The organism is Kitasatospora sp. NPDC057518 (assembly GCF_042802075.1).
Taxonomy (GTDB): domain Bacteria; phylum Actinomycetota; class Actinomycetes; order Streptomycetales; family Streptomycetaceae; genus Kitasatospora.
In genome coordinates this window covers 1-11630 of record NZ_JBHVEU010000284.1, presented here as the reverse complement: position 1 = coordinate 11630, position 11630 = coordinate 1, and the positions used below count along the sequence as shown (strand labels likewise).

Annotated in this window: 8 protein-coding genes; 7 read left to right on the top strand and 1 reads right to left on the bottom strand. The window is 76.9% G+C overall.

Annotated elements, in window-relative coordinates; genetic code table 11:
- Positions 1 to 239, bottom strand: a 239-nt coding sequence (locus ACFU7Z_RS26110; protein WP_380780023.1) for a RibD family protein, incomplete at its 3' end; no start/stop codon positions are given.
- Positions 240 to 404: 165 nt separating this feature from the next.
- Between ACFU7Z_RS26110 and ACFU7Z_RS26105 the strand changes: the two genes are divergently transcribed.
- The 7 genes from ACFU7Z_RS26105 (at position 405) to ACFU7Z_RS26075 (ending at position 11496) form a co-directional block, all read left to right on the top strand.
- A complete protein-coding gene (locus ACFU7Z_RS26105) occupies positions 405 to 1223 on the top strand; it encodes a methyltransferase domain-containing protein (protein ID WP_380780021.1) in 819 nt (272 codons plus the stop codon).
- A 318-nt stretch (positions 1224 to 1541) separates the two neighbouring features.
- Positions 1542 to 2945: a DUF4190 domain-containing protein gene (locus tag ACFU7Z_RS26100; protein WP_380780019.1), complete on the top strand. Its 1404-nt coding sequence runs from the start codon at positions 1542 to 1544 to the stop codon at positions 2943 to 2945.
- A gap of 167 nt (positions 2946 to 3112) precedes the next feature.
- Positions 3113 to 3307: a hypothetical protein gene (locus tag ACFU7Z_RS26095; RefSeq protein WP_049660479.1), complete on the top strand. Its 195-nt coding sequence runs from the start codon at positions 3113 to 3115 to the stop codon at positions 3305 to 3307.
- 65 nt (positions 3308 to 3372) lie between these two features.
- Complete coding sequence (locus ACFU7Z_RS26090; protein WP_117489397.1) at positions 3373 to 3864, top strand: NUDIX domain-containing protein; 492 nt, start codon at positions 3373 to 3375, stop codon at positions 3862 to 3864.
- Between the two features lie 139 nt (positions 3865 to 4003).
- Positions 4004 to 6763, top strand: a complete 2760-nt coding sequence (locus ACFU7Z_RS26085; RefSeq protein ID WP_380780016.1) for a SpoIIE family protein phosphatase — start codon at positions 4004 to 4006, stop codon at positions 6761 to 6763.
- Between the two features lie 228 nt (positions 6764 to 6991).
- Positions 6992 to 9592, top strand: coding sequence for a SpoIIE family protein phosphatase (locus ACFU7Z_RS26080; RefSeq protein ID WP_375874154.1), 2601 nt, complete (start codon positions 6992 to 6994; stop codon positions 9590 to 9592).
- A gap of 92 nt (positions 9593 to 9684) precedes the next feature.
- Positions 9685 to 11496 (top strand): ABC transporter family substrate-binding protein, encoded by a 1812-nt coding sequence (locus ACFU7Z_RS26075; protein ID WP_375874153.1) that lies wholly within the window; start codon positions 9685 to 9687, stop codon positions 11494 to 11496.
- The last annotated feature ends 134 nt before the right edge of the window (positions 11497 to 11630 follow it).

Sequence of the window (11630 nt, the reverse complement as noted above, 5' to 3'; positions counted from 1 at the left end):
GGCCGGCCGGCCGCCCGCGGGGCGCCCCGGCGACCGGGGTCGTTGACCAGCAGCCGGGGGTTGTCGGCGCGCAGCGTGTTGCCGCCGACCAGGACGGCGTCGGCGGCGGCGCGCTCCTCGTCGACCCGGTCGAAGTCGGCGGCGTTGGAGAGCAGCAGCCGGTCGGGGGAGGCGTCGTCGAGGTGGCCGTCGAGCGAGACGGCGGCGCTCAGCAGGACGTAGGGGCGCGGGCCGGGCATGGGTGGGGACCGTTCTGTCGGGGGCGCCTCCACGGTACGGCGGCCGGGTGCGGCCCCGGCCCACGGCGACCGGAATGCGAGACGGATCTTCTCGCCATCCGGGACGAGGAGTAGCGTCGGAGGTGTCGCGGAGCACCGCGGCCGACCGCGCCCAGGGGGGACCTCATGACCGGACCGCAGCCCGCCGCCGTCTACACCCACGGCCACCAGGAGGCCGTGCTGCGCTCGCACCGCTCCCGCACCGCCGCCGACTCGGCCGGCTACCTGCTGCCCGAACTGCGGCCCGGCCAGGCCCTGTTGGACGTCGGCTGCGGTCCCGGCACGATCACCGCGGACCTGGCCGCGCTGGTCGGCCCGCAGGGGCGGGTGGTCGCGGTGGACGCCTCCGCCGAGGTGCTGGAGCAGGCCGCCGGACACGTCGCCGGGCGGGGGCTGTCCAACGTCGCCTTCGAGTGCGCCGACGTGCACCGGCTGCCGTACCGGGACGGCGAGTTCGACGTGGTGCACGCCCACCAGGTGCTCCAGCACGTGGCCGACCCGGTGGCCGCGCTGCGCGAGCTGCGGAGGGTGACGGCGCCGGGCGGCGTGGTCGCGGTCCGCGATGTCGACTACGCCTCCATGACCTGGTTCCCGGAGGCGCCCGCGCTGGACCGGTGGCTGGAGCTGTACCGGCGGACCGCCCGCGCCAACGGCGGCGAGCCGGACGCCGGCCGGCGGCTGCTGTCCTGGGCCCGCGCCGCCGGTTTCACCGAGGTCACCGCGAGCTCCTCCACCTGGACGTTCGCGACGCCCGAGCAGCGCGCCTGGTGGGGCGGGATGTGGGCGGACCGGGTGACGGGCACCGCGCTGGGCCGGACGGCGGTCGGGCTGGGCTTCGCGGAGCAGGACGAGCCGGAGCTGATCGCGGACGGCTGGCGGGAGTGGAGCGCCGCCGGGGACGGCTGGTTCTCGATGCTGCACGGGGAGGTCCTGGCCCGCGGCTGAGCGGGCGGAGGGCGGCCCGGAAAGGTCGGGCAGGTGTTCGGAAAGATCGGGTAAAGTCGCGCGACCGTTCAGATCGGGCCCGTGAGGGTCCGTTCGGGTCCGAGCCGTGGCGCGGAGCCATGGTGCCGAGCGCCGAGCCGATGCCCGCCCCGGTGGGTTGGGGGAGTCCACGTGTCCAAGCCTGAGTCCGAGCCGCCCGTCCCGGGGCCGGAGCCGGAGCCGTCCGCGGCCACGGGAACCGACGCGGGTACGGGCGCGGATGCTGGCGCGGGGGGTACGGACGCGACGGAGGCGCCGACGGCCGGTCAGGACCCCCGGGTGGACTTCCGCAAGGCCGCCGCCGAGCCAACGGGACCGGTCGAGCCCACGAGCCCGGCCGAGCCGACGAACCCGGCCGAGCCCGCGAGCGCCGCCGAGCCGGTGGCCCCCACCGCCCCCACAGACCCCTGGGCCGCCCCCGACCTCTCCGCCGGCCCGTCCGCCGCCCCGGCCCCGGCCCCGCAGGCCGTCCCGCCGTCGGCCGCCCCGCCCCAGCCGCCGCACCCGCTGCCCGCCGGCGGCTGGGCCTCCGTCACCCCCGCCGCCCAGTCCGGCTTCCAGCCCGGCCACCCGTACGCCCCGGCCCCCGGCCAGGGCCCGGTCGGCGCGCCAGGCCCCGGGTTCGTCGGCCCCGGGTTCGTCCCCGGCCCCGCCCCCACCAACGGCTTCGCCGTCGGCTCCCTGGTCACCGGCCTGCTCCTGGTGGCCCCGGTGGCCCTGGTGTTCGGCGTCCTCGCGCTGGTCCAGATCAACCGCCGCAAGGAGCGCGGCTCCGGCATGGCGGTGACCGGCCTGGTGCTCGGCACGATCGGCACGGTGCTGATGGCCCTGCTGCTCGGCGCGGCCGATTTCAGCTCGGCGCGGGCCGGCCGCTCCGGCCTGCCCCCGAAGGCGCCGGCCGGCTCGGTGCACTGGTCCGACCTCAAGGCCGGCGACTGCTACGACTCCCCCCAGGGCGGGTCGACGGCGGACGGGGGCGGCGACGAGACGGTGTACTGGGTGCACCGGGTGGCCTGCACCGAGCCGCACCACGGCGAGGTGGCGGGCACCGCCGACCTCCTGCTCGGCGCCGGCGCCTACCCGGGCGAGCGCGCGGCCCGCGAGTCGGCCGGCCGGCTGTGCCGCCAGGTGCTGAGCGGCTACGCGCTCGACCAGTGGGCCGTCCCCGACGGCATGGAGGACGTCTACCTCTACCCGACCGAGAAGAACTGGGCGTCCGGCTCGCGGTACGTGACCTGCGCCTACGAGGACCGCGAGGACCGGCACCGGGGCACCGTCCGCACCGACCGCAGCCGCCTGACCGCGCCCCAGCTGGCCTACCTGGAGGCCGCCCGGACCTTCAACGACGACTACCTGGACCAGCCGGAGCGGGAGGTCGCCGAGGCCGAGGCCGACTATCGGGCCTGGGCGCGCCGGGTGGCCTCCGCCTCCCGCACCCAGGCGGCGGTGCTGGCCAGGACGGGGGTGGCCTGGCCGGCCGACGTCCAGCCGAGGATCGCCAAGCTGGCCGAGGCCAAGTCGCAGGCGGCCGCCGCCTGGGACGCCGCGGCCTCCGGCACCGACCTGGCGGGCGACCTCCGCAAGGCCAGGGCACTGGAGGCCAGGACGACGCCGACGGCCCTGGAGATCCGCCGGGGGCTGGACCTGTCGACCGGGGAGCAGGCGCCCGACCTGCGGGTCTGAGCCGTCCGGAGGCGCGGTTACCGGCCGTTGACCGGGCCCGTACCTGCCGGTAACCCGCCGGCCGTACGGTCGTGGGCACGTCCCCGGCCCGACCCCCACGCGAGCCGGGGACCAGCCCGTCCGCCCCGGGGCGGACGGCCCGCGGGAGCCCCCGGTACCCTCCGGCCATGGGTACCCACCGGGTGATGCGGCAGGACGACAACGGCAACCGCTTCCTGGTCGCCAAGGACCTCGACCGGGCGGAGGCCCGGCGGCTGGCCGCCGAGTTCGAGGCCCGCGGCCACAAGCAGCTGTACTGGGTCGAGGAGGACGGGGAGGCGGCCCGGCCCGAACCGGCGGACGGGACGGTCCGCAACGCCTGAGCCCTCCGCGGCCCCGAGCCCTCCGCGAACGCCCGGGCCCGACGGCAGACCGTAGGGTCGGGCCCATGGACGCGACCCACGACCCCGCCCCCGCCGACGCCCCCGCCACTTCGCCCCGGATCGTGGTCGGCGGTGCGCTGGTCCACCGCGGCCGGGTGCTCGCCGCCCGGCGCAGCGCGCCCGAGGCGGTGGCCGGCCGGTGGGAGTTCCCCGGGGGGAAGGCCGAGCCGGGGGAGACCGAGGCGCAGGCGCTGGAGCGGGAGCTGCTGGAGGAGCTCGGCGTCCGGGCGCGTGCGCTGGTCCGGCTGCCGGGCGCGTGGGCCGTGCGCCCCGGCCTGGAGCTGCGCTTCTGGGCCGCCGAATTGCTGTCCGGCGAGCCGCGCGCACTGCAGGACCACGACGCGCTGCGCTGGCTGGGCCCGGACGAGCTGGACGCCGTGGACTGGATCGACCACGACCGTGACGTGCTGCCGCACGTCGCCCGGCTGCTCGCGGGCGCCCCGGCGGGCGCCGCCGACAGCGCGTCGGCGGTGGGCGACGCGCAGTCCGCCGGGTAGGTCAATCGGACAAGACGACCCGGGGGCCGGGATAGCCTGGATGCTGCTGGGTATGTCACTTTTCGGCACTATTCGTCACCATCGGTGAGCCGTCCCCAGCCGGCGACGCCGATCCCGACCAGAGCCGGAGGCCCCGTCGGTGTCGAGTACCGGGAACGGCGGCGGGGGAGAGCGGCGGGCAGGCTCCGCGGGGAGCGCCGCCGCCCGCGCCCGACTGCGCCGCGCCGCCCGTCCGGCCGCCCCCCAGTCGCCGGCCGCCCGCCGCCGGGGCACCGTCGAGGCCCCCGACACCGCGCGGCCCGACACCGTACGGCCCGACCAGCCGGCGCCGACCCTGGCGGTGGCCGAGCCGGGCACCCGGGGCGGCCTGCGCGGACGCCCCGCCCGGCCCTTCCCCGGCGGTCCGGCCGATGCCACGGGCACCCCCGGCACGCCCGCCGGCGGCAGCCTGCTGGACATGCTCAAGGTCGCCATCGCGATCCTGGACACCGCGGGCCGGGTGGTGCTCTGGAGCCCCGCCGCCGAGGAGCTGCTCGGCTGGCCGAACGAGCTGCTGGTCGGCCGCCGGATCGAGGAGCTGATCCCCGACCGGGAGCAGGTCGCCCGGATCCGGGGCGCGATCCAGGACACCCTGCGGCACGGCCGCTGGGCCGGCTACGCCGAGCTGCGCGACCGGGACGGCGCCCCGGTCGCCGTGGACGCCCGGATCTCCCTCCTGGTGGACGGCGACGGCACCCCGTTCCTCCAGGTCAACATGGCCGAGGCGGCCGCCGTCCAGGCCGTCGAACGGGACCTCGCGGTGCGCGACGCGCTGTTCGAGCAGTCCCCGCTGGGCATCGCCATCATGGACACCGGCCTGCGCTACACGGCCGTCAACCGGACCCTCGCCGAGATGAACGGCGTCGCCCCGGACGACCACGTCGGCCGCACCACCGGCGAGACCCTGCCGGAGCGGGCCGCCGACGAGATCACCGCCATCCAGCGCCAGGTGCTGGCCACCGGCGAGCCGGTCATCGACGTCACCCTGGCCTCCCCGGTCACCACCCGGGCCGGCTACCGCTCGATCTCCTACAGCCGGATGACGGACCGCTCCGGCCGGGTGCTCGGCATCTCCGGCACCGTGATGGACGTGACCGAGCGCTACCGGGCGGTCGCCAAGGTCGAGCACGCCCGGCGCCGGCTCTCGCTGCTCAACGAGTTCGGCTCCCGGGTCGGCGACCTGCTGGACGCCTCCCGGATCGCCCAGGAGCTGGCCGGCTCGGTCGTCCCCCGGCTGACCGACCACTCGGCGGTGGTCCTGCTCCAGGCCGTCGCGCACGGTGACGACCTGCCCCGGCACGGCCACGACCGGCGCACCTCGCTGCTCCAGCTCGGCACCGCCTCCGTCCAGGACGGCCCCGAGGTGGACGTGATGCTGCGCCGCGGCGCCCGGATCACCTTCGCCGAGGAGTCGGTCTGCGGCCGGGTGCTGCGCACCGGCGTGCCCGAGCTGCTGTCCGGCGCCGACCAGCTGGACGACGTCACCTACCCCGGAGACCCGAAGATGCAGGCCGCCCGGGACCTGGGCGTGCACTCGATGCTGGTCGTGCCGCTGCGCGCCCGCGGCATCGTGATCGGCCTGCTGCTGGTCAGCCGGGCCGGCTACCGCGAGGGCTTCGACCGGGACGACCTGGCCTTCACCGTCGAACTGGCCGACCGGGCCGGCAGCTCGCTGGACAACGCCCGCCTCTACGCCCGCGAGCGCACCGCCGCGCTCACCCTCCAGCGCACCCTGCTCCCGCAGCAGGTCCCGCAGCCCACCGGCGTCGAGGTCGCCTACCGGTACGTGCCCGGCAGCAGCGGCACCGAGGTCGGCGGCGACTGGTTCGACGTCATCCCGCTGCCCGGCGACCGCACCGCGCTGGTGGTCGGCGACGTGATGGGCCACGGCCTGCGGGCCGCCGCCACGATGGGGCGGCTGCGCACCGCCGTCCGGGTGCTGGCCGCCCTCGACCTGCCGCCGGACGTCCTGCTGCGGCACGTCCACGAGCTGGCCGACGACCTCGCCCAGGGCCCGGACGAGGCGCTGCTGGCCACCTGTGTCTACGCGGTCTTCGACCCGGCGACGGCCCGGCTCACCGTCGCCAAGGCCGGGCACATCCCGCCGGTGCTGGTGGTGCCGGGCGAGGACGCCGCGGAGCCGACCCGCACCGGCGGCCCGCTGCCCGGCGGCGCCGGCCGCATCCTCGACCTGCCCTCCGGCGCCCCGCTCGGGGTGGGCGGAGTCCCGTTCGAGTCGGTCGAACTGAAGATCCCCGAGGGCAGCCTGCTGGCGCTGTGCACCGACGGCCTGGTCGAGTCCCGGGACAAGGACCTGGACGTCGGCCTCGGCCGGCTGGTCACCGTGCTCCAGGGGCCGCACGCCTCCATCCAGGCCGCCTGCGAGGCGGTGCTGGACACCATGGAGCAGGGCCGGGAGCCGGACGACGTCGCGCTGCTGCTGGCCCGGCTCGGCCATGGCCAGGCCGGCACCCCGACGGTGGGCTGGACCCTGCCGGCCGAGCCCACCGCCGTCTCCCGGGCCCGCCGGCTGGTCCGCGCCACGCTCGTCGAGTGGGGCGTCGAGGAGCTCACCGACACCGCCGAGCTGCTGGTCAGTGAGCTGGTCACGAACGCCATCCGGTACGCCAGCGCCCCCATCGGGGTGCGGCTGACGCTCGGTGAGACGCTGCTGGTCGAGATCTCCGACCCGCTGCCCGACCCGCCCCGGGAGCGGCACGCGGCCGAGGCCGACGAGGGCGGGCGCGGTCTGGAGCTGGTCCACCGGCTGGCACTGCGCTGGGGCGCCCGGGCCGAGGGCATCGGCAAGGTGGTCTGGTTCGAGCAGGCGCTGCCGGGTAGTGAGCCCGATGGATCGTGAGCGGAACGAACAGCAGGGGAGCGGGGTCGCATATGCCATCGGGCGCTCAGGGGGAGCGCGCGCTCCGGAAGGGGGCGCGAGCGTGGCATTGTGGTTGCGCGGGCGGTAGGACAAAAACCTTCGCCCGATCTGATGTTGTGATGTTGAGGGCGTGTGAACGTACCCCTCGATGATGAATACTCGGTCTTCTCGACATCCGGACGGTCGCGGGTTGGAGGGGTCGGTCCGTTGAACAGCACTCCGGCGCGGAGCGTGTCGCCGAGCAGCAGCGGTCATGCCGCTGTACCCGGGCAGGCCGGTTCCGCGCACCTGTCCGTACCGGACGGCGCGGTCGCCGGGCGCGGCCACCACCCCGTCGCCGAGGACCGCGCCTGGGGCGCCGGCGACCCCGGCTCGATCTACGACTACATCCGGGTCGCCACCTTCGCGATCGGCCCCGACGGGCGGATCAGCCAGTGGAGCGAGCGCGCCGCCGAGTTCTTCGGCATCCCGGCCGCCGAGGCCGTCGGCGCCGACCCGGTCACCACCTTCGTCCCCCGCGAGCTCTGGCAGCGCGGCCGGGCCCGGCTGGAGCGCACCCTGGCGGGCGAGGAGTGGGTCGGCACCACCCCGTACCGGGACGCCGACGGTGGCGAGGGCCTCGCCGAGCTCTACCTGATGCCCGACAGCGCCCTGCCCACCGCGGGCGCCACCTGCCTGGCCGTCGACCTCGGGCGGCTGCGCCGGATCGAGACCGACCTGGCCGCCTCCGAGGCCGTCTTCGGGCAGACGCCCACCGGCTTCGTGCTGTTCGACGACCGGCTGCGGCTGCAGCGGGTCAACGACGCCTTCGCCTCCGGGATGGGACTGGTCCCCACCGACCTGGAGGGCCTCACCCCGCACGACCTCTTCCCGCCGTCCGAGGCCGACCGGCTCACCGCCGCCCTGCGCAAGGTCGTGGCCACCGGCGAGCCCGTCTTCGACCTGCGCTTCCACGGCGCCGTCCCGACCCGCGAGGGCAACCGGCTCTGGGCCGTCTCGCTGTACCGCCTGAACGGCTCCGCCGGGCAGACCATGGGCGTCGCCGGGCAGGTCTCCGACGTCACCAGCCGGCACGTCGCCGAGCGCGAGGCCGACGGGGTGCGCCGCAACCTGGCCCTGCTCAACGAGGCCAGCGCGCACATCGGCTCCACGCTCGACCTGGAGACCACCGCCAAGGAACTGCTGGACGTCGTCGTCCCGCCGTTCTGCGACCTCGCGACCGTCGACCTCTACACCGCGCTGCTCTCCGGCGAGACCGTGCCCAGCGCCGGCCGGCTCGGCGACACCGTGCTCACCGACGGCAGCGGCGAACTGCGCCGGGTCGCCGTCTCCAGCGTGGTCGGCGGCGCCTCCTCGGTGCTCGGCTCGGTCACCGGCCTGCCGATCGCCGAGGCCGGCGGCACCCTCTGCTACCCGCGCCGCTCCCCGCACGCCCGGGCGCTGCGCACCGGCCGCAGCGTCGTCCCCGAGCCCGGGCGCGACCCGCTGCTGCGCTCCACCCTGATCGTCCCGCTGGTCGCCCGCGACCAGGTGCTCGGCCTCGTCCAGCTCTCCCGGGCGATCGGCAGCGAGCCCTTCGACGCCCGCGACGTCGCGATCGCCGAGGAACTGGTCGCCCGCGCCGCCGTCTGCATCGACAACGCCCGGCTCTACCGGCGCGAGCACGAGCGGGCGCTGATCCTCCAGCGCAGCCTGCTGCCCCCGGGCAACCCGGCCGCCAGCGGCCTGGAGATCGCCTGCCGCTACCTGCCCAGCAACAACAACACCGAGGTCGGCGGCGACTGGTTCGACGTCATCCCGCTGCCCGGCAACCGCACCGCGCTGGTCATCGGCGACGTGATGGGCCGCGGACTGCGCGCCGCCGTCGCGATGGGCCAGCTGCGCACCGCCGTCCGCACCCTGGCGATGCTCGACCTCGACCCCGCCGAGGTGCTCGGCGCCCTGGACGAGATCGCCCGCGGCCTCGGCGACGACTCGGTGCCGGCCGGCCCGCCCACCCCGTACGGGCGGCTCACCTCGACGGCCGACGAGGAGGCCCGCGAGGTCTACCTGGCGACCTGCGTCTACGCGGTCTACGACGCCGTCACCCGCCGCTGCGTCTTCGCCAACGCCGGCCACCTGCCGCCCGTCCTGCTCAGCCCCGGCGAGAGCTCCCGGATGCTCGACGTGCCGCCCGGCCTGCCGCTCGGCGTCGGCGGCGAGCCCTTCGAGGAGGTCGAGCTGACCCTCCCGGACGGCGCCGTGCTCGCGCTCTACACCGACGGCCTGGTGGAGAGCCGCAAGCACCAGCTGGACGAGGGCCTGCGGGCCTTCCGCTCCGCGCTCTCCGACGGGGGCAAGGGGCTGGAGGACCTCTGCGACCACGTGCTCGGCGAGCTCAACCCGCACCACGGCGAGGACGACATCGCCCTGCTGATGGCCAAGGTGCACGCCTTCCCCGAGGACGCCGTCGGCAACTGGTTCCTGCCGCCCGAGCCCACCTCGGTGGCCAAGGCCCGCGAGCTGGCGTGCAGCTGGCTGCTCGCCCGGGGGCTGGACGAGCTGGTCGACACCACCGAGCTGCTGGTCAGCGAGCTGGTCACCAACGCGCTCAAGCACGGGCGGGGCGAGATCCGGCTGCGGCTGCTGCGCGAGCGCGGCCTGGTCTGCGAGGTCTGGGACGACGGCTACGCGCAGCCCCGGCAGCGGCGCGCGCAGGAGACCGACGAGGGCGGGCGCGGCCTGCAGCTGGTCAGCCTGCTGGCCGAGCGCTGGGGCAGCCGGCGCACGCCCAAGGGCAAGATCGTCTGGTTCGAGCTCGGCCTCTAGCCGCCGGATCGGTGGGCCGGACGGGTGCAGTCGCCCGGCCGCCCGCCGTGTCGGCACGGGCCGGGCGCCCGGGGCGGCGTTCGATGGCCGCCATGCGCGTCCGCCAGCTCACCGCCGCAGCCGCCGCGCTGCTGCTCGCCGCCGGTCTCGGCGGCTGCACCGACGACCCGGGCCCCGCCCGCACCCCCGCCGCCGTGCCCGCCCCGGCCGAGCCCACCGCCACCACCGGGGACGTCGGGCCGGTCGACCGCGCCGCCGTCCGGGACGGCGGCACGCTGCGCTGGGCCCTCGACCGCGTCCCGGCCACGCTGAACGTCTACCAGGGCGCGGCGACCGCCGACTCGGCGCTGCTCGCCCACGCGCTGTACCCCTCGCTGTTCCGGCCCGACGAGCACGGTCGGCTCGCCCCCGACCCGGACTACCTGGAGGGCGCCGAGTCCACCCCGCCCGGGCAGTCGCCGCAGGTGGTGACGTACCGGCTGAACCCGCGCGCCGTCTGGAGCGACGGCACCCCGGTCTCGGCCGCCGACCTCGACGCCCAGCGGACCGCGCTGTCCGGCCTGGACCCCGCGTACCGGGGCGGGCGGGCGGCCGGGTACGACGCCGTCGAGTCGGTCGCCCCGGGCGCCGACCCGCACGAGGTGCGGGTGACCTTCCGGCGGCCGTACGCGGAGTGGCGCTCGTTGTTCGGGCCGCTCTACCCGGCCGCCGAGACGGCCACCCCGGCCGACTTCGACCGGGCGCTGACCGGCGGCGACCGGCCGAGCGCCGGGCCGTACACCCTCTCCCGGTACGACGCCGAGGGCGGGACGGTCACCGTGGTGCGCAACCCGCTCTGGTGGGGCGAGCCGGCGAAGGCCGACCGGATCGACTTCCTCGCCTCGCCGCCCGAGCAGCGGCTGGACGCGCTGGACCAGGACCGGCTGGACGTCGCCCCGCTCACCGCGGCGGTGGACCGGGCGGTGCCGGCCCCGGCCGCCGATGCCTCCTCCGCTCCCGCCTCCGCCTCACCCTCCGTCGCGCCGCCGCCCGAGGCCGCGCCCGAGTCGGCGGCGCTGGCGCTGCGGCGGGCCGAGTCGCTGCCCGGCGTCACCGTGCACCGGGCCGCTGCGGCCTCGCTCACCCAGCTCACCCTCAACGCCGAGCGCGCCCCGCTGACCGACCCGCTGGTGCGCCGGGCCCTCACCCGGGCCGTCGACCGGCAGCGGATCGCCGCCGCCGCGCTCACCCCGCTCGGCCTGCCCGCCGCACCGCTGGGCAGCCACCTGCTCGCCGGCGACCAGGAGGGCTACCGGGACAACAGCGGCGCGGTCGACCAGGCGGACCCGGGCCTGCTGCTGGACGAGGCGGGCTGGATGCGGCCCACCGGCGGGGGCGTCCGGAGCAGGGGCGGCAAGCCGCTCTCCCTCTCGCTGCTGCTCCCGGCCGGTTCGGCGACCGCCAAGCGCACCGCCGACGCGCTCACCGCCGGCCTCGGGGACGCCGGGATCGCGGTGCGACAGGTGCCCGTGCCCGCCGAGTCCTTCGTCGGGGAGCACCTGGCGGCCGGGGACTACGACCTCGCGCTCTTCTCCCGGCCGGTCGGCCCCAGCCCGGCGAGCGAACAGCGCCCCGCCTACGCCAAGCCCCGGCCGGACCCCGACGGCGTGCCGGACCCGGGCGGCAACTTCGGCCGCGGCGGCACCGAGGAGATCGACCGGCTGTTCGACCGGGCGGCCGCCGAACCGGACCCGGCGGCCCGGCTCGACCTGCTCCAGGAGGCGGACGTACGGATCTGGCAGCTCGGGCACTCGGTGCCGCTCTACCAGCGGCCGGAGCTGGTCGGGGTCCGGACCGGGGTGGTCGGCGCGGGCGCGTACGGCTTCGGGTGGCCGCGCTTCCAGGACGTGGGCTGGGGCGGGTAGGGCTTCCCCGGCGGGGCGGCGCACGGCGTCGGGGGTCCCCCCCCCGGTACCCCTCCCGGGGGGGCCGCCCCGGGGGGGGGGCGGGCCCGCGGGGCACCAACTGCAAGGGGCCCGGGCCCCCACGCCCGGTGGGC

Coding starts and splice junctions, on each gene's coding strand:
- ACFU7Z_RS26105 (WP_380780021.1), top strand. CDS start 405: ATGACCGGACCGCAGCCCGCCGCCGTCTACACCCACGGCCACCAGGAG.
- ACFU7Z_RS26095 (WP_049660479.1), top strand. CDS start 3,113: ATGGGTACCCACCGGGTGATGCGGCAGGACGACAACGGCAACCGCTTC.
- ACFU7Z_RS26090 (WP_117489397.1), top strand. CDS start 3,373: ATGGACGCGACCCACGACCCCGCCCCCGCCGACGCCCCCGCCACTTCG.
- ACFU7Z_RS26075 (WP_375874153.1), top strand. CDS start 9,685: ATGCGCGTCCGCCAGCTCACCGCCGCAGCCGCCGCGCTGCTGCTCGCC.